Origin of the sequence: Rhizobium aethiopicum (genome assembly GCF_014197535.1) — a bacterium.
In the GTDB taxonomy this organism is placed as follows: Bacteria; Pseudomonadota; Alphaproteobacteria; order Rhizobiales; family Rhizobiaceae; genus Rhizobium; species Rhizobium aethiopicum_A.
On record NZ_JACIFV010000036.1, the window covers coordinates 20,556 to 44,678 of the forward strand.

General features: G+C 62.0%; 25 protein-coding genes, 1 tRNA gene and 1 pseudogene. 11 read left to right on the top strand and 16 right to left on the bottom strand.

The features are described 5' to 3' along the window. Nucleotides 1-9 precede the first annotated feature (9 nt). Complete coding sequence (locus GGD53_RS28855) at nt 10-612, bottom strand: TetR/AcrR family transcriptional regulator (protein ID WP_184460134.1); 603 nt, start codon at nt 610-612, stop codon at nt 10-12. A gap of 139 nt (nt 613-751) precedes the next feature. Here GGD53_RS28855 and GGD53_RS28860 point away from each other — a divergent pair, with 139 nt between their 5' ends. Next, the gene (locus tag GGD53_RS28860; RefSeq protein WP_184460135.1) at nt 752-1,309 is read left to right on the top strand and encodes a DUF308 domain-containing protein; all 558 of its coding nucleotides are present in this window, start codon (nt 752-754) and stop codon (nt 1,307-1,309) included. A gap of 153 nt (nt 1,310-1,462) precedes the next feature. Next, a complete protein-coding gene (locus tag GGD53_RS28865) occupies nt 1,463-2,443 on the top strand; it encodes an SDR family oxidoreductase (RefSeq protein WP_184460136.1) in 981 nt (326 codons plus the stop codon). A 567-nt stretch (nt 2,444-3,010) separates the two neighbouring features. Here the strand turns inward: GGD53_RS28865 and GGD53_RS28870 are convergent. Further along, nucleotides 3,011-3,763, bottom strand: a complete 753-nt coding sequence (locus GGD53_RS28870; RefSeq protein ID WP_184460154.1) for a nucleotidyltransferase domain-containing protein — start codon at nt 3,761-3,763, stop codon at nt 3,011-3,013. Nucleotides 3,764-4,036: 273 nt separating this feature from the next. Between GGD53_RS28870 and GGD53_RS28875 the strand changes: the two genes are divergently transcribed. After that, entirely contained in the window at nt 4,037-4,732 is a 696-nt protein-coding gene (locus GGD53_RS28875) for a fumarylacetoacetate hydrolase family protein (protein ID WP_184460137.1), read from the top strand. A gap of 10 nt (nt 4,733-4,742) precedes the next feature. Further along, complete coding sequence (locus GGD53_RS28880) at nt 4,743-5,273, top strand: gamma carbonic anhydrase family protein (RefSeq protein WP_184460138.1); 531 nt, start codon at nt 4,743-4,745, stop codon at nt 5,271-5,273. 297 nt (nt 5,274-5,570) lie between these two features. Here the strand turns inward: GGD53_RS28880 and GGD53_RS28885 are convergent, their stop codons facing one another. Next, complete coding sequence (locus tag GGD53_RS28885) at nt 5,571-6,278, bottom strand: methyltransferase family protein (protein ID WP_184460139.1); 708 nt, start codon at nt 6,276-6,278, stop codon at nt 5,571-5,573. 212 nt (nt 6,279-6,490) lie between these two features. Then, the gene (locus GGD53_RS28890; protein ID WP_184460140.1) at nt 6,491-6,892 is read right to left on the bottom strand and encodes a hypothetical protein; all 402 of its coding nucleotides are present in this window, start codon (nt 6,890-6,892) and stop codon (nt 6,491-6,493) included. A gap of 311 nt (nt 6,893-7,203) precedes the next feature. On the opposite strand from GGD53_RS28890, the gene GGD53_RS28895 reads away from it, so the two are divergent. Beyond that, complete coding sequence (locus tag GGD53_RS28895) at nt 7,204-7,575, top strand: hypothetical protein (protein WP_184460141.1); 372 nt, start codon at nt 7,204-7,206, stop codon at nt 7,573-7,575. Nucleotides 7,576-7,595: 20 nt separating this feature from the next. Here the strand turns inward: GGD53_RS28895 and GGD53_RS28900 are convergent, their stop codons facing one another. After that, on the bottom strand, nt 7,596-7,994 hold the full coding sequence (locus GGD53_RS28900; RefSeq protein ID WP_184460142.1) for an ester cyclase: 399 nt from the start codon (nt 7,992-7,994) through the stop codon (nt 7,596-7,598). Nucleotides 7,995-8,056: 62 nt separating this feature from the next. After that, complete coding sequence (locus GGD53_RS28905) at nt 8,057-8,632, bottom strand: transglutaminase-like cysteine peptidase (protein WP_184460143.1); 576 nt, start codon at nt 8,630-8,632, stop codon at nt 8,057-8,059. 191 nt (nt 8,633-8,823) lie between these two features. Between GGD53_RS28905 and GGD53_RS28910 the strand changes: the two genes are divergently transcribed. Continuing rightward, nucleotides 8,824-10,296 carry a hypothetical protein gene (locus tag GGD53_RS28910; protein WP_246717910.1) on the top strand — a complete coding sequence of 491 codons (1,473 nt, stop codon included), beginning with the start codon at nt 8,824-8,826 and terminating at the stop codon, nt 10,294-10,296. 234 nt (nt 10,297-10,530) lie between these two features. Here the strand turns inward: GGD53_RS28910 and GGD53_RS28915 are convergent, their stop codons facing one another. The 3 genes from GGD53_RS28915 to GGD53_RS28925 are packed head-to-tail and all read right to left on the bottom strand — an operon-like array spanning nt 10,531 to nt 12,675. Continuing rightward, nucleotides 10,531-10,929, bottom strand: a complete 399-nt coding sequence (locus GGD53_RS28915) for a Fur family transcriptional regulator (RefSeq protein WP_064694566.1) — start codon at nt 10,927-10,929, stop codon at nt 10,531-10,533. Next, nucleotides 10,926-11,738, bottom strand: coding sequence for an iron chelate uptake ABC transporter family permease subunit (locus GGD53_RS28920; RefSeq protein WP_184460144.1), 813 nt, complete (start codon nt 11,736-11,738; stop codon nt 10,926-10,928). Before GGD53_RS28920 ends, GGD53_RS28915 begins: the two co-directional genes overlap by 4 nt. Next, complete coding sequence (locus tag GGD53_RS28925) at nt 11,731-12,675, bottom strand: ATP-binding cassette domain-containing protein (protein WP_184460145.1); 945 nt, start codon at nt 12,673-12,675, stop codon at nt 11,731-11,733. Before GGD53_RS28925 ends, GGD53_RS28920 begins: the two co-directional genes overlap by 8 nt. Before the next feature lie 101 nt (nt 12,676-12,776). Here GGD53_RS28925 and GGD53_RS28930 point away from each other — a divergent pair, with 101 nt between their 5' ends. Then, nucleotides 12,777-13,859 (top strand): zinc ABC transporter substrate-binding protein, encoded by a 1,083-nt coding sequence (locus GGD53_RS28930; RefSeq protein ID WP_184460155.1) that lies wholly within the window; start codon nt 12,777-12,779, stop codon nt 13,857-13,859. A 113-nt stretch (nt 13,860-13,972) separates the two neighbouring features. After that, nucleotides 13,973-15,178 (top strand): zinc metallochaperone GTPase ZigA, encoded by a 1,206-nt coding sequence (gene zigA, locus GGD53_RS28935; RefSeq protein WP_184460146.1) that lies wholly within the window; start codon nt 13,973-13,975, stop codon nt 15,176-15,178. A 461-nt stretch (nt 15,179-15,639) separates the two neighbouring features. Here zigA and GGD53_RS28940 read toward each other — a convergent pair. Next, nucleotides 15,640-15,959 (bottom strand): annotated as a pseudogene (locus GGD53_RS28940) (RcnB family protein). A 322-nt stretch (nt 15,960-16,281) separates the two neighbouring features. On the opposite strand from GGD53_RS28940, the gene GGD53_RS28945 reads away from it, so the two are divergent. Then, nucleotides 16,282-16,665 (top strand): VOC family protein, encoded by a 384-nt coding sequence (locus GGD53_RS28945; RefSeq protein WP_184460147.1) that lies wholly within the window; start codon nt 16,282-16,284, stop codon nt 16,663-16,665. 93 nt (nt 16,666-16,758) lie between these two features. Next, nucleotides 16,759-18,090: a hemolysin family protein gene (locus tag GGD53_RS28950; protein ID WP_184460148.1), complete on the top strand. Its 1,332-nt coding sequence runs from the start codon at nt 16,759-16,761 to the stop codon at nt 18,088-18,090. On the opposite strand, the gene chrA is transcribed toward GGD53_RS28950, so the two are convergent. Together chrA and GGD53_RS28960 are read right to left on the bottom strand one after the other, a co-directional pair. After that, the gene (gene chrA / locus GGD53_RS28955) at nt 18,091-19,512 is read right to left on the bottom strand and encodes a chromate efflux transporter (protein ID WP_184460149.1); all 1,422 of its coding nucleotides are present in this window, start codon (nt 19,510-19,512) and stop codon (nt 18,091-18,093) included. A gap of 1 nt (nt 19,513) precedes the next feature. Next, nucleotides 19,514-20,329 (bottom strand): chromate resistance protein ChrB domain-containing protein, encoded by an 816-nt coding sequence (locus GGD53_RS28960; protein ID WP_184460150.1) that lies wholly within the window; start codon nt 20,327-20,329, stop codon nt 19,514-19,516. A 633-nt stretch (nt 20,330-20,962) separates the two neighbouring features. Between GGD53_RS28960 and GGD53_RS28965 the strand changes: the two genes are divergently transcribed. Next, entirely contained in the window at nt 20,963-21,277 is a 315-nt protein-coding gene (locus tag GGD53_RS28965) for a hypothetical protein (RefSeq protein ID WP_184460151.1), read from the top strand. Between the two features lie 348 nt (nt 21,278-21,625). Here GGD53_RS28965 and GGD53_RS28970 read toward each other — a convergent pair whose 3' ends face one another. The 4 genes from GGD53_RS28970 to GGD53_RS28985 form a co-directional block, all read right to left on the bottom strand. Beyond that, nucleotides 21,626-21,928, bottom strand: coding sequence for a hypothetical protein (locus tag GGD53_RS28970; protein WP_184460152.1), 303 nt, complete (start codon nt 21,926-21,928; stop codon nt 21,626-21,628). A gap of 89 nt (nt 21,929-22,017) precedes the next feature. Next, the gene (locus tag GGD53_RS28975; protein WP_184460153.1) at nt 22,018-22,314 is read right to left on the bottom strand and encodes a hypothetical protein; all 297 of its coding nucleotides are present in this window, start codon (nt 22,312-22,314) and stop codon (nt 22,018-22,020) included. Nucleotides 22,315-22,442: 128 nt separating this feature from the next. Further along, nucleotides 22,443-22,518 (bottom strand) — tRNA-Lys (locus GGD53_RS28980). A 217-nt stretch (nt 22,519-22,735) separates the two neighbouring features. Continuing rightward, on the bottom strand, nt 22,736-23,647 hold the full coding sequence (locus GGD53_RS28985) for a PhzF family phenazine biosynthesis protein (protein ID WP_064803601.1): 912 nt from the start codon (nt 23,645-23,647) through the stop codon (nt 22,736-22,738). Nucleotides 23,648-24,123 lie beyond the last annotated feature (476 nt).

Genomic DNA, 24,123 nt, shown 5'->3' on the forward strand with positions numbered 1-24,123 from the left:
CGCTGATTTTTATCGGACAGTTCCGTAGCGATCCGGTGCCCGCAGCCTTGCAATTTCAGGCGCAACGACCGCAATGAACAGCCCGGGCTCGCCGAAAGCCCTAGCCGAGAGCATGGCTCCGTGAACAGAGGCCATCAGCATTTGCGCCTGCTCTTCCGGCCGCTTGTCCAGCCGGAACAGACCCTGTTCGACCCCCGCCTGCAGCACCGAGGTCAGCCATGCCGCAAGGCCTTGGAAATGGGCGCGGACGCGTAAGGCGACCTCTTCGGGCAGCATCTGCATTTCGCTGGCGAGCATCGCGCAGACGCAAAAGGGCTGCGAGGCGTCGCGGATGCATGCGTTCCAAAAATCGATGTAGAATTGCAGCTGATCGGCAGGGCTTGCAGCCTGCTCGCGCAGCGAGCGCAGACCCGCCTCCGCCTGCTTGATATAGCGATCCACCAGCACCGAAACCAGCTCGGCCTTTGTCGGAAAATGATGGTGGATGCTCGCCTTCCGGATGCCGATTGCAGCCGCGATATCGGCATAACTGAAGCCGTTATAGCCTCCCGCCACGATGAGCGACTTCGCGATGTCGAGGATTTTGTCGGAAGTCGAAGCCATTGATTTCATAGCGTCGCCTACCTTTTGGTAGGCAGATTGTCAAGTCTTTCGCTACACCGCTGGCATCACAAGAAGGTGTGCGGACGCCGAGTTGACTCCCATTTTTACTCTACCTACTAGTAGGAAGGCAAAACAAAGGAATCTGCCGATGCAAACTCACCCCGCTATCCAGTCCAACTGGCTGAGATCCTATTATTTTACCCGCGCCGCCTTCTCGATGGTCTGGATTGCCGCCGCCATTCTCCTTGCCGGGGAGCCAAGCGCCGCGGCCTTTTTGCTGGTGGTCTATCCCCTGTGGGACGCACTTGCCAATCTGATCGACGCCCGGGTCAATGGCGGCCTGCAGACAAACCCGTCTCAAACGTTGAATGTCGTGGTCAGCACCGTCACGGCGCTCGCCGTCGCCATCGCGCTCGGCCACAGCACCTACGCGGTGCTGGCCGCATTCGGGACCTGGGCGATCCTCTCCGGCCTGTTGCAGCTCTGTACCGGCGTAAGGCGCTGGCGCATCTACGGCGCCCAATGGGTCATGATCCTGAGCGGCGCGCAATCGGCCCTCGCCGGCGGCTACATGATCAGCCAGTCCTTTGCCGCCGCCGCGCCGACGATCCTCGATATCGTGCCCTATGCCGGGTTCGGCGCTTTCTACTTCCTGCTATCCTCGATCTGGCTCGTCGTCGCAGCCCGTCGCAAGGCACATGCATAGGCGCCGGCCCGGCGGCAAACTGAAGGTATTGCCGCCGCCGGAGGCAACGCATTCCGTACTCTCGATGGCACGATATTTGCGGGAGACGCCCCCCTTCTTTCGCGCTATGAAGAGTGATCACAGTTCCCGCCCATAGACCCCGAGGTCACTCCCATGGCTTTGAAAGTTCTCTTCATTGGCGGCACCGGCCAAATCTCCCATCCGTGCGTCGAACGCGCCGTTGCCGAGGGCCACCATGTCAGCGTCTTCAATCGCGGCTTGCGGAACACCGCCTTGCCTGCCGGGGTGACCTCGATCGTGGGCGAACTTGGATCGAGCGTCTATGCCGATCTCGCCAAAGCCCATTATGATGTCGTCTGCCAGTTCATCGCCTTTACGCCGGCTCAGGTGGCGCGTGATATCGAAGTGTTCTCGGGCAATTGCGGCCAGTACATCTTCATCTCCTCGGCCTCGGTCTACGAAAAACCGCCGCGTCACTACGTGATCACGGAGGAGACGCCGGCGATCAATCCCTACTGGCGCTATAGCCAGGCCAAGATCGCCTGCGAGGAACTACTCAAGAAGTCCGATAACCTTGCCTGGACGATCGTCCGCCCCAGCCACACCGTCCGCACCGGCCTGCCGATCATGATGGGCGACAGCGATATCATGGCGAGGCGCATGCTGGACGGCGAGCCCATCATCGTAGCGGGTGACGGCCACACGCCCTGGACGCTCACCCGCTCGGTCGATTTCGCCGTGCCTTTCGTCGGCCTTTTCGGCAAGTCGGCGGCGCTCCGTGAGATTTTCCACATCACCTCGGACCGCGCCCACATCTGGAACGATATCCAGAAGACCATCGCAAGATTGCTCGGCGTGGAGGCCAAGATCGTCCACGTGCCAACGGATACACTGATCAGATACAATCCGGAATGGATCGGCCCGCTCCTCGGCGACAAGGCCTGGACTGCGATCTTCGACAATTCGAAGGTCAAGCGTGTGGCTGGCGACTTCACCTGCGCCGAAAGCCTGGATGAAATCCTGGCCGACTCGATCATGCACCTCAAGCAGCGCCTGGCGAAGAGCCGGCCACCGAAGGGGGAACTGGATGCGCTGATCGATAGGATTTGTGCGGAGCAGAGTGCTCTTGGTTAGGTCTGCTGTTTAGGGCTGAGGCTCAAGGTCAGAAAGAATTTAAGTCAGCATCTCCAAAAGAGCCGAGGGCGAACGGAGGAGCCCTCCCATCACGAGCCCTACAAGACCAAGTGCCAACGCTCCCACAAGCCCGTGACTTTGCCAGCCGAAATAGGCACCTGCTGCGGTGGCTGTAACAGTGACCGAAATGTCCCACACGATCCCCACCAGTGATATCAACTGGCCCACAGCTGATTGCTTCTTTTTCGTCACGGTAGAAATCATCCTCCAAGCCCTTGATGGGTCTGATATGATAATCACCCTTCCTTCCCACCAGATATGCCTCCGCACCAATTCAGGACATACGCTCAAAAAAGCTATCCCTGTTTGCGAGGCATCGGCTTCCAAGGCTGTCACGCGATAGCCCAACGTCTGCTTTAACGCGCGGCATTCTCCAACGCTTTTTATTAGGCGCGGCATCCTCCAACATCCCCTGATCCTGAGGCGCGCAGGCCAAAGGCCGGAGCCTCGAAGGACAGGCCGCAACCTGCTTCTTGCCTACATCCGACGCCGGCGCACCGCTCGCACCTATTCCAGCCGCCGCGCCTCCAGCGGAGCCTCCTGCCTGAAGCCGTCGAAAAAGCGCCCGCCATGCACGGCAAGCTCCCGGTCGGCCAAGGCGAGGAACCGGGCGCCGTCACCCTGCACCGCCAGTCTGAACGCGGCATCGAAGTCTGCTGCCAGCTCCACATCGAGCTCCCTCAGGAGACGCGGCGCCCACTTGCCGCGGCCGGCCCATGCGCCGCGCCCAAGCAACATCAGATCGGCGAGCTTCTGGTAGAGATCGGCCGCGATGGCGGCGATCTCTTCGGGCGGGCGGTGGCCGCGCAGGTCATCGGCGAGATCAGTGACCTGATAGCGCAGCATGTCATAGCTCGGACCATCGAGAGGCTTCGGCCCTGCGGCAAGAACGCTCGCCGCCTTCGCCTGGATGAGGCGCGCACGCTCGATGTCAGGCCCGACGATGCTGCCTGTCGCAACCATATTGACCATGATGGGACAGCCGCTCTCCGCGTCCTGATGGAGATAATGCGCCAGCGTCTGCGGATCATGGATGAAGGCCTCGACGGGAAACTCGTCCACCGTAAACGATTCCCGCCAAGCTCTTTCCAGCGCCGGAAACACGACGACCAGATCGATATCCGAAAACTCGGTCCCCTCGCCGCGCATGATGGAGCCGGAGACATAGGCGAAGGCGGCCCCAGCATAGCGGCTGGCGGCAGAGCGGCAGGCGGCGGCGAGCGCCCGCTCGGCAACAATCTGTTTCTCGATATCGTCTATGTTCTCGTCCTCGAATGCAGGAGGCGAGCGGCAACAAAAAACCCGCTCGTTTCCGGCGGGTTGGTGTCTTCTGCAATGAACGGAATTCAGTTCACGCGTCTGCCACCCACCGCCAAACGGTGGTCGTAGACGTCGTGGAGACTGCGAAAATCCTGCACATGGACGTAAGTTATCGCCCGCCGGCAACGGCGTCAATCCGCCAAGCACGCTTCCCCGCCGCACTGTTTTCCGTCTAAGATGCGCCCAAAGACTCGCTCAACAGGAAGGCCCGCCATGCCCCATCCCGCCACCGTCATTCCGCGTCCCGCACCGGTTTTGCTGCCGGTCGAAGGCCGCGTCGAGCGTTTCCCGGTGCGCCGCGTCTATTGCGTCGGGCGCAATTATGCCGACCATGCGATCGAGATGGGTCATGATCCCAGCCGCGAACCGCCCTTCTTCTTCCAGAAGAACGCCGACAATCTGCTGCCGGCCGGCAGCGCCTTCCCCTACCCGCCGCTGTCGAACGACGTGCATTACGAAGTGGAATGCGTGCTGGCGCTGAAATCAGGCGGCGCGGACATCCAGGCCGAGAATGCGCTCGATTGCATCTACGGCTATGCCGTCGGCATCGATTTCACCCGTCGCGACCTGCAGGGCGAAGCCAAGAAGCTCGGCCGTCCCTGGGAGCTCGCCAAAGCGTTCGAACATTCCGCCCCCGTCTCGGCAATCGTGCCGGCAAGCCGCCTCGGCCATCCCGCCGACGGCCGGATCTGGCTGGAGCAGAACGGCAGGCGCGTGCAGGACGGCGACCTCAACCAGATGATCTGGAAGGTGCCGGAGATTATTGCCGAACTGTCGAAGCTCTTCGAGCTGGCGGCCGGAGACGTGATCATGACCGGCACGCCGGCCGGCGTCGGCGCGGTTGCGAGGGGCGACCGCATTACCTGCGGCATCGACGGCGTTGCGACGCTTTCGGTCGACATCGTCTGAGGAGAGGTCCATGCCCGTCTACGCCCTTGGCGGCCGGACGCCGAAACTGCCGCCCGCCGACCTCCACTGGATCGCTCCGGATGCCCATGTGATCGGCGATATCGAACTCGGCGAGAATGTCGGCATCTGGTTCGGATCGGTGCTGCGCGGCGACAATGAGAGGATCACCATCGGCGCCGGCACCAATATCCAGGAAGGCGTCATGGCCCATACCGACATGGGCTTTCCGCTGACGACGGGCAAAGGCTGCACGATCGGCCACCACGCCATCCTCCACGGCTGCACGCTTGGCGACAACGTGCTGATCGGCATGGGCGCGACCATTCTCAACGGCGCCAAGATCGGCAACAACTGTCTCGTCGGCGCCAATGCGCTGGTGACGGAGGGTAAGGAATTCCCCGACAATTCGTTAATCGTCGGCGCACCGGCCCGTGTGTTGCGGGTGCTTGACGAGGCGGTTGTCGAGGGCATTCGCCGCTCGGCGAAAAATTATGTGGCGAATTGGCAGCGGTTTGCGCGGGATCTCAGGGTGATTGGGTGATTAAGAGGCGCCTCTTCCAGGAAAATATGCCTCATTTGCCTTTCGCTTGCGCTCAAGGCGTGCATCGCTTCCGCTCCTCACCCCCTCATCTGCCCTGACGGGCATCTTCTCCCCGCTGGGGCGAAGAGGGAGCGAGCCGCCGACCATCGTTTCCTACCGGAATGGCTCGAGGCGCTGCCGCGAGTCCCTTCTCCCCAGCGGGGAGAAGATGCCGGCAGGCAGATGAGGGGGTGAGCGACGACAGGAGCGAGTGCACGGAGCGCAAGTGAAGGCAAATAATCGGATATTACGGTCCTCTCACCAAACACCCGGGATCCAGCGCCAGCGCACCCGCTCCATATACTCCGCATATCCTTCAAGCCCCTTGCGCAACTCCGCCTCCTCTCCGAGCGTCCGGCCAAAGAGCACGACGACGAGCAGCCCCACGGGGATCAACGCAGAGAGCGACCCGAGTGACAGCGCCATGCCGGCGGCGAGCACGATGGCGAAGGCATAGCCGGGGTGGCGGATGGTGGCATAGGGGCCGGTGTCGATGACCTTGTGGTCGCGGTCGGTCTGGATGCGCACCGTCGGCTCGAAATGCCGGTTGACCGATTGCGCCCAGATGAGGCCGAGATAGCCGGCGCTCATCACGAGATAACCGAGGAGAACGACCCACCAGGGTTGCGGCGCCCAGTGGAAACGGCCGTCGTCGAACGCGCCGACCGGAAGAACGGCAGCAAAGAGAATGATCGTCAGCGTCGCGACCACGGCATCCCAACGCTTGGTTCCCTTCTGATATCGGCTGCGCGCCGCGAACAACTCCGGATTCGTCCGCGAGATCCAGACGAGCGCGATTGCAGTCAGCGCAAGGAAGAGACCGAGAAAAATCCAGCCGCGCGGCCAGGCGAACGTGCCGGCGGGCCAGAACAGTGCAACAACCATCACTGCGACGGTTATCGCGAGCGATCCGAGCGACGGCGCCGCCGCAAACGAGCGACGCAGCTGGCTGTGTTCCTGCGTCATGACCGTTTTCCGCTCCACCGGGCAAGCGCCTTCTGCTGTCAGCAGCGGCGGCAAAAATCCGACAGTCCTACGCCTGATTTAGGAAGTGAAACGCGCGCAACAACCGTGGCAAGGTGGCAAATGAAACTGCCTCCAATAACAGACGTCAGTGTTTCCGCAGTTGCGTGGCCGAGACTGCCGTTGCGGCAGTGTTTGATATTGTTGAAAAACGCCTATTCGGCCGCTTCCAAAAACTGGTTCTCTCCCGACGAAGCGGCAAGCGCCCGAACCCTGGCTTCGGTCTTGGCGATCAGCTGATAGAACTCGTCCTGCGCTTCGACATCCAGCTGAATGACGGCATTGACGTCTTCGGGGGTATCGCAAACACAGGCGACCGCCGAAATGGGACAGATGCCGCCGGGATAACGCTTACCGGTCCCTGTATAGGCGCGACGGCCCCAGCGCTCGGAATAGACCGTTTCCTCCCGATCGAGATGGAGGATCGTGCCTTTACAGGCGGTCACGATGGCCGCCTTGCCGTAAGCGAACCAATGATAATTCAGCTTACGGAGAATATATTTTCCAGTGATGTCTTCGCCAGCCAGTTCGGCAGGGTCTTCTATCATTCGGATCATGAGAGCGTCCTCAACATGAGAGCAATATCCGTTATCTCTACTTGCCTCGCAAGTCGAAAAGTGCAGCTTTTGTAGTAGCTTAGTCACAAAGTGTTTCTGATTCTTACATCTTGCACGCGCCAGGCAGCTTGCCGCCCATGCAATCCATCGTCGAATTTCCCACCTTCGCACCTGAATCCGCCTTTTCCAGAGGGCAGCCATGCCGCCTTGCGTTTTCCCGCTGAGGCCCAATATTTGAATCTTGGATCGGCCAATCAGCCGTCGCATGACGGCTCAACTGGTCCGCCGGTTCACACCAGCAGGAGTGTCCCATGGTCGAAGCCGTCAACCGCATCTCCTCCACGGCCGCGTCCGAGCCCACCAAGGTCGGCATCAGCACCTCGATCGGCTCGGAACCCGACAATGCCTGGATTGCCGCCCGCCAGTCGCAGATCACTGCCGATCAGCAGGCATCGAACGGAGCCGCGGAGACGAATGGTGCGGGCAATCTTGTTCCGCATGCGAATCTGCTCGTCGATCACGAGGAGCATCCACGAAAGCAGCATGGGCATGCGCGATCGGGCGAAGGAGAAGAGGCCGGGGAAGCAGCGGAACAGCCGCTCCTGTCTGGTGAAAGCGAGCGGATCGGCACCCGCAATTTCGACGAGGATACGCCTTTCGGCGAGCGCGTCGCCATCCTCTGACGAAGTCCAGCTCCGCCGTGTCACAGCCCGTCCACAAGCTGAGCCTCGATCGCCGCCTTGTCGATGACCGACCAGACCTCGATGATTTTTCCGCCGCGAAATTCGTAGATCACGTTTTCGGTGAAGGAAAGGCGCCTGCCGTTCACATCCAGCCCGAGAAATTTTCCTTTCGGCGAACAGTCGAAGCCCAGCCGGCAGGCGACGTAAGGCGGATCGATAAGAAGCATCCGCACATTGAAAGAGAGATCGGGAATCAGATCGAAATCCCGCACCAGCATGGCGACGTAGCCCGCAAGCCCAAGCCGCCGGCCATTATGGACAGCATCCCCGTCGACGAACTGGCCGAGATCGGGCCAGTTCTGCCGGTTCAGGCAGGCGATGTAGCCTCGGTAGAGATCGGCAAGTTCGGTTTTGGTCACGGACGAATTCCTTTCGCGGCTGAAGCCTTCGGCAGCGAGCGCGCCGCCTTGCGGCTTTCAGCTCAGGAGAACTCGCCGGCGCGGGGGCCGGCAAGCGTCACGCGCCAGCCGGTGCGGGACTGGAAATCCTGGGTGGCCAGAAACGTGTAACCCGTCGTGCGCCAGGGCTTCACGGCGCTGGTCAGATTGTCGAGCACATAATCGCCGCCGGCCGTGCGGGCAATCAGAACGACGTGGTTCTGATCATGCGGTCCGATCACCACGGAAAGCGCCAGCCTGTTCGATGGAAAACCCGCCTCGATCAAGTCCTTCATCTTCTGCAGCGCATAGTCCTCGCAGTCGCCACGGCCGGCAACCGGAAGTGACCAGACATCCCCATTTCCGGATGACGAGCGATCTTCCGCCGAAACGATACGTCCGTTTACGGAGCGATTGACCTTTTGAAGAAGCGCTATTCCCGCCTGATCGTTCAGCTGCTGCGCCACCGTCCTGCCGCACAGCCACTTGTACTTGGCGCAGGCCGCAGCGAATCCCACCGGTGCGCCGATGCTTCGCGTCACCGGCAGCGACGATCCGGCAACGGCCTGAAAATGCGGAACAATCACCAAAAATACCGCAAGAGAAAGGAGACGCTTCATGGCCGATTCCCTCTGTTCGTAACGGGAGAATAACACAGCCAGTATAAAAATTTATTAAAATTTTATACTTTAGAATTTAACTGTATTTGGCGATTGAAACAGATTAACCATCGTTTATTCTTCAAGTTAATCCCTTGTTAGTATAAATCTTCTCCCCATTAACGGTTAATTAACCTTGGGAGACGAGTGAAATGATCAGCAGAGCAGCAAAATTCAGCCTCGCTGTGGCGTCCCTTCTGGCAAGCAGCAGCTTGGCGACGGCAGCCCCCACAGTCGTTAATTGCAAAGCCGCAGTCCGCGGCACGCTCGAATACAGGCTGTGCATGCCCACGCGGGCAATACAGACCGACAGCAAGTTCGGTCCGAACGATAAAGATCGCAGCAGCCATGACGCCGGCGACAAGAAGACATCCAGCACCAGCTCGAACGCCAGCAATGGCAACCGTGGCGATGACGGGGACAGCAAAGACGTCGGCCAAAATGGCGGCAGCGGCGATCAGGGCGGTAGCGGCGACCTGGGCGGCAGCGGCGATCAGGGCGGCAGCGGCGACCAGGGCGGCAGCAGCGACCAGGGCGGCAGCGGCGATCAGGGCGGCAGCGGCGATCAGGGCGGCAGCGGCGATCAAGGCGGCAGCGGCGATCAGGGCGGCAGCGGCGATCAGGGCGGCAGCGGTGACCAGGGCGGCAGCGGCGACCAGGGCGGCAGCGGTGACCAGGGCGGCAGCGGTGACCAGGGCGGCAGCGGTGACCAGGGCGACCAGGGCGAGAAAGGCGACAAGGGCGACAAGGGCGATAAGGGAGACAAGGGAGACAAGGGAGACAAGGGAGACAAGGGCGGCAAAGGCGGCAAAGGCGACAAGGGCGACAAGGGCGACAAGGGCGACAAGGGCGGCAAGGGAGACAAGGGCGACAAGGGCGGCAAGGGCGACAAGGGCGACAAGGGCGGCAAAGGCGGCAAAGGCGACAAGGGCGACAAGGGCGACAAGGGCGACAAGGGCGGCAAGGGAGACAAGGGCGACAAGGGCGGCAAGGGCGACAAGGGCGGCAAAGGCGACAAGGGCGGCAAAGGCGGCAAAGGCGACAAGGGCGGCAAGGACCACGATGATCACGGCCGCGGCAAAGACGGGAAGGATCACGACCACGCCAAGGATGAACCCGGTAAGGATGGAGAAGACCATCACGGCGGCAGCAAGGACGGGGAGGATCACGGCCATGGCAAGGGCGGCAACGACGGTCCCGACAAAGGCGGCAACGACGGCACGGGCAGCAGCGGCAATGGCGATGCCGGCAAGAGCGGCAACGACAACGCGGGCAGCAGCGGCAATGGCGATGCCGGCAAGAGCGGCAACGACAACGCGGGCAGCAGCGGCAATGGCGATGCCGGCAAGGGCGGCAACGACGGCGCGAGCAGCAGCGGCAATGACGGTGCCGGTAAGGGCGGCAATGACAGCGCGGGCAGCAGCGGCAATGACGGTGCCGGCAAGGGCGGCAACGACAACGCGGGCAGCAGCGGCAATGGCAATGCCAGCAAGAGCGGCAACGATGGCGCGGGCAGCAGCGGCAATGACGGTGCTGGCAAGGGTGGCAACGACGGCGCGGGCAGCGATGGGGCCGGAAAGGGCGGTAATGACGGTTCCGGCAAAGGCGGCCCGGGCAAAAACTGATCGGAACGGTTAAGGCGGTTTGCCCGCGCCACTCCGCTGGCCGGCAGAGCGGCGAACCCTCTTTCCTGATGCTCGCGCTTGTCGCGAGCATCTCCCTGCGTTCGACACGAAGCAGATCCTCGAAGCCAGCGCGAGGATGACTCGGACGGAAAAAGGTTGTCAACAAGTGGAGGGCCGGTTTGCCGGCCTTATCTTTTTGATCGCTCTATCGTTTGCAACGGGCGGCTCCCCGCCTTACGCCGCGCAGGCCTCGCACAAGCCGCGGATCTCGATCGTGGTCTTCTCGGGCTTGAACTTTTGCCCGCGCACCCAGCCCATCAGCCGGTGGTCGACCTCGTGGTCGTGGAATTCCATCACCTGGCCGCAGCTTTCGCAGATGGCGAAAGCGACGATGCCGTGGCTGTGGCAATTGTCGCCGGGATGGGCGCAGGCAACGAAGGAATTGATGCTTTCGAGCCGGTGCACGACGCCATATTCGAGAAGCTTCTCCAGCGCCCGGTAGACCTGCAGCGGCGCGCGAAAACCATGGTCGCGCAGCTTGTCGAGGATGGTATAGGCGCTGAGCGGCCCCTCGGCCTTTTCAAGCACCTCGAAGACCAGCGACTGGTTCTTGGTGAGCTGCGGTGTTGTCATGAGCCTTGTCCTTGCGCGAGCGCGCGGCGCCTGACGGGAAGCAGGCTGAGAATGAAGAGGATCAGCGCCGCGACCACGATCGAAGGACCAGACGGCGTGTCGTAGGTCAGCGAGCCGAACAGCCCGCCGACGACGGCGGCCGCTCCGATCAGCGAGGCAAGCACCGCCATGATCTCCGGCGTGACCGAGAAGCGCCGTGCGGCGGCCGCCGGAATGATCAGCAGCGAGGTGATCAGCATGATGCCGACGATCTTCATGGCAATCGCGATGACCACTGCCATCAGCAGCATGAAGAACAGCCGCGCCCGCTCGGGGCTCAGCCCCTCGGCCTCGGCCAGCTCGGCATTGACGGTGGCAGCCAAGAGCGGGCGCCACAGCCAGGCGATCGCCGCCAGCACGAACAGCCCGCCGCCCCAGATCAGCGCAATATCGGTGGTGGACACGGCGAGGATATCGCCGAACAGGAAGGCGATGAGGTCGATCCTGACCCAGCTCATGAAGGCGACCATGACGAGGCCGATCGCCAGTGTCGCATGCGAGAGGATGCCGAGCAGCGCATCGGCCGACAGCGCCTGGCGCTTCTGCAGGAAGAGCAGCAGCACCGAGACGAGCGCGGCGACGGCGAAGACCGCCAGCGTCAGGTTGAGTTCGAAGAGCAGCGACAATGCGACGCCGAGCAGCGCCGAATGGGCGATCGTATCGCCGAAATAGGCCATGCGCCGCCAGATGATGAAGCAGCCGAGCGGCCCGGTCGTCAGCGCCAGCCCGACGCCGGCAAGGATCGCGCGCACGAAGAAATCGTCAAGCATGGCGGCCCTCCCCGCTGCGGGAATGGGCGTGTTCATGAGCATGATCGTGCTCATGATGATCGTCATGGGCGTGCGCATGCCCATGATCCTGGCCATGTGCGTGTTCATGCGAATCATGAGCGTGCTCATGCGCGTGATGTCCATCTTCGGGATGGCAATGATCGGTCACTGAGCCGTCCGCATGCAGCACGCGCCCATCCGGCAGGTGCGTATGATCGTGGTGATGGCTGTAGACGGCGAGCGTCTGGGCCGCCCGGCTGCCGAACAGGCGCACATATTCCGGGCTGCGGCTGACGGCCTCAGGCGTGCCGCGGCAGCAGACATGGCCGTTGAGGCAGATCACCGTATCGGTCTCGGCCATGACGACATGGAGATCGTGCGAGATCAGCAGGATGCCGCAGCCGCTGGCATTGCGGATCGATTTGATGAGGTCGTAAAGCGCGATCTCGCCGGAGAAATCCACCCCCTGCACCGGCTCGTCGAGCACCAGCAGGTCGGGCTTGCGGGCAATGGCGCGGGCCATCAGCGCCCGCTGGAACTCGCCGCCGGAAAGGTGCTGCACCTCGGCGCCGATCATATGGGCGATGCCGGCGGCTTCGAGCGCCGCCTGCATATCGCGCTCTGGCAGCGGCCCGGTCAGCGTCATCAGCCGGCGCACCGTCAGCGGCAGCGTCCAATCGATCGAAAGCTTCTGCGGGACATAGCCGACCTTGAGGCCAGGGAAACGTTCCACCCTGCCCTCATCCGGCTTCAGCACACCGATCGCCGCCTTGGCGCTCGTCGATTTGCCCGAGCCGTTCGGCCCGATCAACGTGACGATCTCGCCGCGCGAGACCGAAAATTCGACGCCGCGCACCAGCCAGCGGCCGCCGCGCAGGACACCGACATCTTCGAGCGAAACCAGCCGTTCGCCCTTGGCATTTGCGGGAGAGAGCATCAAATTTTCCGAAAGCGCTGTTGCATCCTGCTATTGCACACGTTATAGCATAACGCAATTGATGTAATAACATAACACTTGCAATTCAAGCGGAGCATATGATGAAACGCGCCTTGGGGCCTGCCCTGCACAGCCTGGCCCTCAGAATTCCGGCTACCCTCGCCATCCCGGCCTTTGCGATCCCTGCGTTGCTCCTTGCCGGCACGATGCAGGCAGCCGATGCGCCCGTCGTCGTCACCTCGATCAAGCCGATCCATTCGCTGGTTGCGGCGATCATGCAGGGCGTCGGCGAGCCGGAACTGATCGTCGATGGCGCCTCCTCTCCGCACACCTACAGCATGAAGCCTTCGAACGCGCGGTCGCTGCAGGAGGCCAAGGTCATCTTCTGGGTCGGCCCGAACCTGGAGGCTTTTCTGGAAAAGCCGCTCGAGGCTCTGGGCTCGAACGCCAGTGTCGTCGAACTCGACCATGCGCCTGGTTTGACCGCGCTGCCCTTCCGCGAAGGCGGCGCCTTCGAGGCACATGACGACGGAGACCATGAAAGCGCCCCCGAGCATGCGGATGCCGCCGGAGATGACCATGATCACGATCATGCGGCTGAGCCCGGACATGACAGTGACCAAGCGCATCACGATGATCATGAAGAACATGAGCACGGGCATGGCGCCTTCGACACGCACCTCTGGCTCGACCCGATGAATGCGAAAGCGATGGCCACCGTCATCACCACCACGCTGGTCGCCGCCGATCCCGCCAATGCGCTGACCTATCAGGCCAATGCCAAGGGGCTTGATGACAAGCTGACGGCGCTGGACAACGAGATCGCCGCCACCGTCGCCCCCGTCAAGGACAAGCCCTTCGTCGTCTTCCACGACGCCTACCAATATTTCGAGCACCGTTACGGCATCCGCGTCGCCGGCTCGATCACCGTCAGCCCGGAAACCATTCCCGGCGCCGAGCGCGTCTCGGAAATCCACCGCAAGGTCGGCGAACTCGGCGCAACCTGCGTCTTTGCCGAACCGCAATTCGAGCCGCGCCTCGTCAAGGTCGTCATCGAGGGCACGAGCGCCAAATCAGGCGTGCTCGACCCGGAAGCGGCAACGCTCAAGGCCGGCCCAGATCTCTACTTCACCCTCATGCGCGGCATTGCCGATAGCATGAAGGCTTGCCTTTCCAGCGCATGAGATTCATGCGACGCCCTGGAAAGAGCTGAGGCGGAAAGAGGCGGATGACCCCGTTCCGCCTTTTTTCGGCATCAATTATGTAATGATATAACATATATATCAATGAGGTTTCCATGGACAACAGACTTCCGGTCACGGTGCTCTCCGGCTTTCTCGGCGCCGGCAAGACGACGTTGCTCAACCATGTGCTCGCCAATCGCGAGGGCCTGCGCGTCGCCGTCATCGTCAACGACATGAGCGAGGTGAACATCGACGCCAGCCTCGTGCGCGATGGCGGCGCCAATCTCTCCCGCACCGAGGAACAGCTGGTCGAGATGACCAATGGCTGCATCTGCTGCACGCTGCGCGACGACCTGTTGAAGGAGGTGCGCGCTCTCGCTGATCAGGGCCGCTTCGATTACCTGCTGATCGAATCCACAGGCATCGCCGAGCCCCTGCCCGTCGCCACCACCTTCGAATTCCGCGACGAGAATGGCCAGAGCCTTTCCGACGTCGCAAAGCTCGATACGATGGTGACCGTCGTCGATGCGGCCAATCTGCTGGCCGACTATGCCTCGGCCGATTTCCTCGCCGACCGCGGCGAGACCGCAGGTGACGGCGACAACAGGACGATCGTCGACCTGCTGGTCGAACAGATCGAGTTCGCCGATGTCGTGGTGCTGAACAAGATCGGCACGGCAAGCGAGGAACAGCGCGACGCCGCGCGCAAGATCATCGTCGGCCTCAATCCGGATGCGAAGCTGATCGAGGCCGATTTCGGCGAGGTGCCGCTCGCGGAAGTGCTCGGCACCGGCCGTTTCGACATCGGGAGGGCCGAGACCCACCCGCTCTGGTACAAGGAGCTGCACGGCTTCAGGGATCACGTGCCGGAGACCGAGGAATACGGCATTCGCTCCTTCGTCTATCGCGAGAAACGGCCCTTCCATCCGGCAAAATTGCAGGCTTTTCTCGATCGGACATGGCCGGGCGTGGTGCGCACCAAGGGCTTCTTCTGGCTGGCGACCCGACCGCACCATGTCGGCGAGATCAGTCGGGCCGGCGCGATCGTGCGCACCGGCAAGATGGGCCTGTGGTGGGCTTCCGTGTCGCGCGAACAATGGCCCGACGCGCCCGGTTTCCTCAGCGCCATCGGCCCCTATCTCGACCCCGTCTGGGGCGACCGCCGCCAGGAAATCGTCTTCATCGGCGCCGACCCGATGGACGAGGCCTGGATCAGGAGCGAACTCGACGCCTGTCTGGTGCAAAGCGATGCCTTCGCGCCCAAACGCTGGCGCAACCTGCCCGACCCCTTCGCCAGCTGGAGCCGGCGGGCGGCATGAAGGCGACAGCGATCAAACGCTATCGCTGCGTCTGCGAGGAATGCGATCTATTGCCGTCGATCGAGGGGCTGCATCCGTTAACGCATGACGTTGTCGATGAGACGCCGCGAAAAGCCAAGGGATTGCTCAGGGTCATCGCGGAACAGATAGTGCCGTCGCGCCGGCGGGGATGATGCGGGACGCATAGACAAAGGTCTGTGTGCTTGGCACCCCCTCTGCCTGCCGGGCATCTCCCCCATAAGTGGGGAGATCGACTGGGTGTAACTGCTTCCCCAAATAATTAACGTGGCGGTCGACGAAACCGTAGATGGGCAGGAAGGTCAAGCCTGTTGCCAATCTCCCCCTTGTGGGGAGATGCCCGGCAGGGCAGAGGGGGGTGTCACACGGCGTGCCCTTTCCTCTCCCCCGCACCTTCCCAAAGACCGGAAAGGGCGGCCTCCGCCGCCCTCATCCACTCCCAATCAGCGTCCGACGATAATGCTGGAGATCACCCCGCTGGTAACGCCGAGCAGCAGGAAGTCGTTGTCGGCGCGGAACCAGCGATAGCCGCGGGGCGGAGGCGGCAGGCGGTAGCGGCGGTAGTCGTTGATGTCGTGAAAATGGCGGCGCTCGCGGGCATTGACACGATATCCCTTCTTCCAATGCGGCCGCACGACCGTCTTCTTGACGATCACCTTCTTCTGGACGACGACAGGCGGGCGGCGAAAATCATCCGCGCTGGCTTGGGAGGCGACGATCGGCGAGAGGGAAGCGGAAAGAAGGCTGCGAAGAGCTTTTTCATGTGGGGTTCCTCGTGTCGGGCACAGGAGCAAACCAGGTCCGAAAAGATGAACCGAAACTGAAACTTAAATTAAACTTTCGTAATCGAATCCAATGCCTGCGGGGTGGGTCTCGTATTTTAGATTAATCTTATATATCCCGGTGAATAGCCGCTTTTCCCGACACGACGCAATCGACGCATAGTCCGGAAGATCGGATTCGATTTTCTGCAGAATTGGGCGCAGATTCAAACGACGGAGCGTTGCTCCGCGCTTTCGATCGAGCGCCGGGCCGTTGGACCCGCCGCATGGGATCGCCCGACTTAAGAGATGATGGAGGAAATCATGCCCGGCATCAGCATGCGTTATATCGTCGACGACGTCGACGCCGCGTTGGAATTCTACACGCGGCATCTCGGCTTCTCGGTCGCGCTTCACCCGGCCCCGAGCTTCGCCATTCTGACGAGGGACGGTTTTCGTCTGCTCGTCAGCGGCACGACCGGACCGGGCGGCGCCTCCCAGGCAATGCTCGACGGACGAAAGCCGGAGCCCGGCGGATGGAACCGCATCCAGATCGAAGTCGCCGACCTCGAAGCCGAAGTCACCAAGCTGCGCCGGGCGGGCGCGCATTTTCGCAACGACATAGTCCAGGGCATCGGTGGCAAGCAGATCCTGCTGGAAGACCCGGCCGGAAACCCTGTCGAGCTCTTCGAAGCGCCGAAGCGATAAGCGCCGCGGCATCGCAAGAATGGCGGCCGCGCCTTGCCAGCTCTGCGCGAGCGTGTAGTTTCGGACTCGCATCAATTCAGGGGTAAGCAAAATATGTCCGAATCCGCGGGCGGGCTCTTCGACTTTGTCGGGATACTAGCCGTGTTCTTTCTCGTCGCTGCCAATGGCTTCTTCGTCGCCGCCGAATTCGCACTAGTTTCGATGAGGCGCAGCCGTGTTGCCGAGCTTGTCGCGGCCGGTCGCATGAATGCCTCCGCGCTCCAGCGCGCCATCGACAATCTCGACGCCAATCTCGCCGCCACCCAGCTCGGCATCACCATCTCGTCGCTGGCTCTGGGCTGGGTTGGCGAGCCGGCGCTCGCCCATCTGATCGAACCGTTGCTCTCCTGGCTGCCTGAGCCATGGGTAACGACCGGCGCCCATACCATCGCCATCGTCATCGCCTTCGTCATCATCACGGCGCTGCATATCGTGCTCGGCGAGCTCGCGCCTAAAAGCCTGGCGCTGCAGCGCAGCGAGGCTACCTCGCTTGCGGTCGTGCGCCCCCTCGGCCTTTTCTTGCTATTGTTCAAGCCGGCGATCTTCACCTTGAACGGTATGGGCAACCTTGTGCTGCGGGCGGTCGGCCTGCGCGCCGGAACCGGCGAATCCTCGTTCCACTCGCCCCAGGAGTTGAAGTTGCTGGTCGCCGAGAGCCAGGAGGCGGGTCTTCTGAACCAGGTGCAGCAACAGCTCGTCGAACGGGTATTCAATATCGGCGACCGGCCGATCTCCGACATCATGACCCCGCGTCTCGACATCGAATGGTTCGATGCCGACGACAGCGAGGCGGAGATTCTGAAGACGATCCGAGAATGCAGCCATGAACAGTTGCTGGTCGCCCGCGGCTCGATCGACGAGCCGATCGGTATGGTGCTGAAGAAGGATCTTCTCGATCAGGTCCTCGACGGCGGCAAGGTCAGGCCGCTGGAGGTGATCAAGCAGCCCCTGGTGCTGCATGAGGGTAGCAAGGTCGTGCGCGTCATCGACAGCTTCAAGGCGTCGCCCGTGCGCCTTGCCATCGTCGTCGACGAATATGGCAGTCTCGAGGGCATCGTCACCCAGACAGACCTGCTCGAAGCCATCGCCGGCGATCTGCCGGGCGCCGACGAGGAGCCCGACATCGTCGTACGTGAAGACGGTTCGCTGCTGATCGACGCGATGATGCCGGCCTTCGACGCCTTCGAACGGCTGGGCCTCAAGGATCGCCCCGACGCCGATTTCCATACGCTGGCGGGCTTCGCGCTGCATCAGCTTCAGCATATCCCGGAAGCCGGTGAAACCTTCCTCTTCGAAGACTGGCGCTTCGAGGTGCTCGACATGGACGGCATGCGCATCGACAAGATGCTCGCGACCCGCATTCCCGCCGAGGGAGCAGAGGCCTGATCAATTCATCGCCAGCGTCCAAAGCATGCCTGCGATCGCACAGCCGAAGAGCGTCGCAATAACTGAGGTCTTGAAGCGGAAGAGTGCGATGGCGGCGGCGGCGGAGAGCGCGATTGCCGCCGGTACGGCAGATTGCAGCTCGGGAATATCGAGCTGCAGGTTGCCGAAACTGACCTGCGCGACTTCGGCAAACAGCGTGTGCAGCCCGAACCAGATGGCGAGGTTGAGAATGACCCCAACCACCGCCGCCGTGATCGCCGACATTGCCCCGGCAAGCGCCACATTGCCGCGCAGCTTTTCGATGAAGGGCGCACCAAGGAATATCCAAAGGAAACAGGGCACGAAGGTTACCCATGTCGTCAGGATCGCGGCAAGGGTGGCGGCAAGCATCGGATCGAGCGAGCCTGGATTGCGAAAGGCGGCCATAAAGCCGACGAACTGGAGCACCATGATCAGCGGCCCCGGCGTGGTCTCGGCCATGCCGAGACCGTCCAGCATCTCGCCGGGTTTCAGCCAGCCGAAATGCTGCACGGCCTGCTGCGCGACGTAGGCGAGCGCGGCATAGGCGCCGCCGAAGGTGACGACCGCCATCTTGCTGAAGAAGAGGCCGATCTGGCTGAAGACGTCACCTGGTCCGAAGAACGTGTAAAGGGCGGCGACCGGCACCAGCCAGAGGGCGAGCAGTATAGCCGATATGCGCAGCGACCAGGCGAGGTTGGGGCGCGCATGCGCCGGAATACCCTCGCCCAGCGCCGATTCGGCATCCGACAGCACCGCGCCGCTTGCGGCCTTGTGGCCGCCGCCCGCCTTGAAGGCGTCGAGGCCGAGCCTGCCGCCGAAGAAGCCAATAATTCCCGCGGCCAGCACAATCAGCGGGAACGGCACGTGGAAGAAGAAGATGGCGACGAAGGCTGCGGCCGCGACGGCAAGCATGACGCGGTTCCTCAGCGCCCGGCTGCCGATGCGGATGACGGCCTGCACGACGACCGCCAGGACAGCCGCCTTCAGGCCGAAGAATAGGCCGGCGACGATGCCGATGCTGCCGTAAGCCGCGTAGATATAGCTGAGGCCGAGGATCGACAGGAAGCCCGGCAGCACGAAGAGCACGCCGGCGACGAGACCGCCCAATGTGCGATGCATCAGCCAGCCGATATAGACGGCGAGCTGCTGGGCCTCGGGCCCAGGAAGCAGCATGCAATAATTCAGGGCATGCAGAAAGCGGTGCTCGCCGATCCATCGTTTTTCGTCGACGATGATCCGGTGCATGACGGCGATCTGGCCGGCCGGGCCACCGAAGCTCAAGGCGGCGACGCGCAGCCACACCCGGAAGGCCTCCCCGAACGAAACGCCGTGGTGATGCCCCTCGCCCGCGTCCTTCTTGCCCGCCTGTCCGGCGGGCGCATTCTCCGTCATATCGACCATCTCATGCCCTCTTTTTCGGCGCGGGCCAGTTGTGGGTCTCTTCGGTCGCATCGCGGCACCAACGGAAGAAGGCATCGTAGAGAAGCATTCCGGCCTCGAGCTGCTCCAGATCGTCGGAATACATTCTGGAGAGGCCGAGGGAGGCGGCAAGGAGACCGGACGCCTCGGGTGCGAGATCGAGCCTGGCCGTATCCGCCGCCCTGACGATCTGCGCCAGGCGCAAGAGCGGTTCGGACGCCAACCCGAACTCCTCGACCATCACGTCGAAGGTGCAGAGCTCGCCGCGATGGCTCCAGAACACGTCCTCGATGTCGAAGGGCGCAGCCCCGAAGCGCTCGCCGACGGCGACAACCTCAGGCGCCGGCACGAACAGGAAGACGGCATTCGGATCGACGAAGCGCCGGATCAGCCAGGGACAGGCGATGCGGTCGATCTTCGGCCGCGCCCTGGTCACCCAGACGGTGCGTCCCTGCGCGTCGCGGCGCGGCAGCTTTGCCTCGGGCACCGCTGGTCCGGCCGCGGCCCAGGCTTCGAAGCCACCCTCGAGGCTTTCCGCCTCAATTCCCGCATGCCTGAGATAGGCGGCGACACCATGGCTGAGTTTGGCTCCCCTGTGGCAGACCACGACGACGGCATCGGCATCGATGCTATCGGCCCAGGACGCAACCTCGGCGTGCTCGCGCCGGATCGAACCCGGCACCAGGCGCGGATCGAGCGCAAAATCCTCGTCCGTGCGGACGTCGATGATGCAAGGCGCCCCAGGAGTTCCGATGAGCCGGCTGAGCTTGTCGGGAGATATTTCGAGAAATGACGGCATGACGCGTCCCTCCGTTGATCGGTTTTACCGGACGCGATTCTTCAGCATGTCGCCTCGTGGGGTGATCGCAGCCCCAGACCCAAAGCATTGGCAAAGACACCCCGCCCTGTCAAGGACAACGCTTCCGCTGCGGTTGTTTCCGTCTATACGGCGGCTGTGCCGTGCATATGACAGCCGAAGATCTCTTCGGGTGTCATCCTCCGCAATGCCTTTCGCTTGCCGCTCAAGGCGTTCGTCGCTAGCGCTCCTCACCCCCTCATCTGCCTGCCGGCATCTTCTCCCCGCTGGGGAGAAGGGGATGAGCCGCACGGTGGCCAAATCTACCGCAAACGTCGCAATTGGAGCGAGGCGCCACCACGAGCCCCTTCTGCCCAGCGGGGGTCCGAAGGACGGGTCGAGACCAGTGGCTCGACCCCGGTCGATGCCGGCAGGCAGATGAGGGGGCTACACGGCACATCTTTCATTGCCTGCAAAGGGCAACAATGCCAGGTGTGTCTGTACAGGAGTATACCACCGACGCTTCGGAAACCCCTCCAGCCCCAAAAACCACGCCAATACAAACGCTTCGGCCCCGGAATGGAACAAAAGTCCCACTCATCCATTTCTTCCCTTACCGAAAGAGGAGAAAGTACCATGACGTACGACCCCAATAATCCCAACGATCCGAATCGCCCGCTGAACCCGAACCTGGACCTGCGCACGACGCCGCCGGCGCGCAGCAGCAATACGTGGGTTGTTTGGGTTGCTGCATTGGCCGTGATCGCTGTTGCTGCATTCGCCTATTCGCAGTGGAGCAGCACATCTCCCGGCACTTCGCCGGATACGACAGCCTCCACGACCCAGTCCGAGCCGGCCCCGGCTAAACCGATCGCTCCGACCGATAACAGCGCAACGCCTGCTCCGGCACCTGCACCGGCCACCCCGCCGGCCGCTCCTGCCCAGCAGTAACCGCTCCGGTCGTAAGAAGCCGCGCTAGATGCCTCCTTGGCGCATCCTGCAGGACACGCCAAGGAGGATCTATGCATTGAATAGCGTAAGATACTGGGGCGACCCTAACCTCAAAGTCGAGATCGGCACCAGCTTCTTTTCTACGGCCAGCCCTTGAATAACCGCAATCGGCACTTATTTAGAGATTATTAAATTTGTCTCTGACGGCTGACCACGGATGTACTGGCAGCCGTCATTGAGACAGATCGAGGAAGGTCGGTGCGAGTTTCGCCCGGCCTTTTTTCTTGGTCTATCGGGGAAGACCGAGCGATTTCACGGTCGCCGCGTGAAGCGGAACCTGCAGCCCGATTAATTGGGAATTCTATTGTAGAAGGATTGCGGATCGTACACGCACTCGTAGTCGAGAACGCACATGTTCCCGTCTCCATCCCTCACCGTTGCAGTGTCGTACTTGTCACCCAGGTTGCATCGGGCCGGCGGATAACGGAAGCTGCGACCGCCGATGCCCATACGCACGAAAACGGCTTTGTCCTTACGGATGATTTGCGCAAGCTCCTTGCAGCTGTGATCCCTGGCATTGACCTCTACCGCCTCGACGGCAAGGGCTGCGGACGGAAACAACAGGGCAAAAGCCAAGAAGACGCTTTTCATGGAAACTCCTGAATGTGAGATCGTGATGAACGGCAGAAACGTGAGCGGTTTTGGATGATATCCCACGCAACTGAGAACGAATTCTGATTTCAGGGAAAATTATAGGGCGACGCCGGGTCGAACACGCAGGCATAGTCCAGAACGCAAGGCCTCCCCCCGGCATCGCGAACGCTTGTGGTGCTGCGCTTGTCGCCCATGCCACACTGTGCCGGCGGGTAGCGGAAGCTGCGGCCACCGAAACCGACACGGACAAAGACCTTCTTGTTCTGCCGGATGATCTGCGCAAGCTTGCTGCAGCTGTGGTCCCCCGCTCTGACCTCCATTGCGCTGGCGGCAAAGGCGGGCAGCGGCAAGGATAAAGCCACGACGAAGATGACGGTTCTCATGGACCCCTCCCGTTAACGAGGGAGAGATAGGGTGCGCAGGTCGACGCAGCCAGTCATGCCGAAACATGCCGCCGGCCTCGAAACGAGACCATGCCCTGACGCGATTCAATCAATCCTATCAAGAGATTTGGTGGGTGATGTAGGGCTCGAACCTACGACCCGCTGATTAAGAGTCAGCTGCTCTACCAACTGAGCTAATCACCCGTTCGCGCTTGGCTGCGCGGTGTGACGGGGCGTATAAACAGGATCGGCAGGCTTGTCCAGCGCATCAGCGAAAATTCTTTGGTTAATCTCAAAGATTTTTCCGCAGTGCCGAAATGCGGCGCACAATCCTGAAATCGGAATCGATCTTCGAGAGGGATGACGCGCCAATTCGAGATGATAGAGCGTCCCGCCTGCCGGAGCGCGGCGCTCGCATAGCTCAAAGATCGAGTGTGCCACTCGCCAGCCGCACCGCCTGGCCGCCGATCCGTGCGTTGGAAATCGTTCCGCCCTCAACATCGATATGCAGGTGGATGAAGGACGGACGGCCCATCTCGACGCCCTGCTCGATCATGATCGGATGGTGCCCGTCCGTCAGCCGGTCAAAATGGCGGATTGCGCCGGAGAGCGCGGCCGCCGCCGCGCCGGTGGCCGGATCCTCGACGATGCCCATACCGCTGGCAAACATGCGCGCATGGAACTTCGCCACGTGATTGACGCCGCCGCGGCAATAGACATAGGCCGAGGCAAGCGCGCCATCGGCGAAGGGCACGATCTTTTCCCAAAGCTGCGGATCGAATTCCACCCGCTGCGCCGTGCCGACATCGTGCACCGGAATGAGCAGAAACGGAACGCCGGCGCTCCAGACCGAGGGGACGTGATTTTCGAAGCCGATTTCGGTGACCTTCAACGACAGCGCATCGGCAATACCGAGCTTGTCGAGCGGCATGACCGCCTGCTGCGATTTTCGCGGCAGGTCAAATTCGGCAAAACTCGCCTCACCTTCTCGCAGCCGCACCGCGCACCGCACCGGCCCGACATTTTCCTCGAGCACCGTAACGAGATCGAGCGCCGCTGCGCCGTGAGCCCGCTCGGCCAACGCCACCGCCGTGCCGACCGTGGGATGACCGGCAAAGGGCAGCTCGCGGCCCGGCGTGAAGATTCTGAGCTTCGCCGCATAGGCGGGATTGGTCGAAGGCTGCACGAAAACCGTCTCGGAGAGATTGATCTCTCGGGTGATCGCCTGCATCGCCTCGTCGCTGAGATTGTCGCCGTCGAAAACCACCGCCAGCGGGTTGCCCGCAAGCTTTCGATCGGTGAACACGTCATAGACGCTGTAGCTTCGCGCCACATCGGCCTCCTTGAATCGATCTTCGCGCCGCCAACCTGCCCGACCATGCGACCGAGTGCAAGGCGCTAACTCGGGTAAGAACCACCCGTCTCCGGCACGAGACGTCGGCAGTCCGCAATTTACGCGGGATCCTTAATGAAAATCGATTTTTTGTTTTTCTGCGAGGCGGGGTTGGATGGATGCAGGAAGCAATGCCAGGGCGTGTCCTTCGAGGCTCCGGCCCTTGGCCTGCGCGTCAGGATGAGGAACGTTGGCCGCGACCTCTCTCCGACCTCATCCTAAGGTGCCCCGAAGGGGCCTCGAAGGACGAGGTCGGCCACCGGCGCCAATGGATGCTAGAAGCAATGCTGGAGCGCGTCCTTCGAGGCTCCGGCCTTTGGCCTACGCGCCTCAGAGCCTGTGAATGTTTTGTGGCGGCGGCGATTGGATTGTGATTCTGTGGGTCGTTGATTTGCGTGGGGGATGATGGTGGGCGA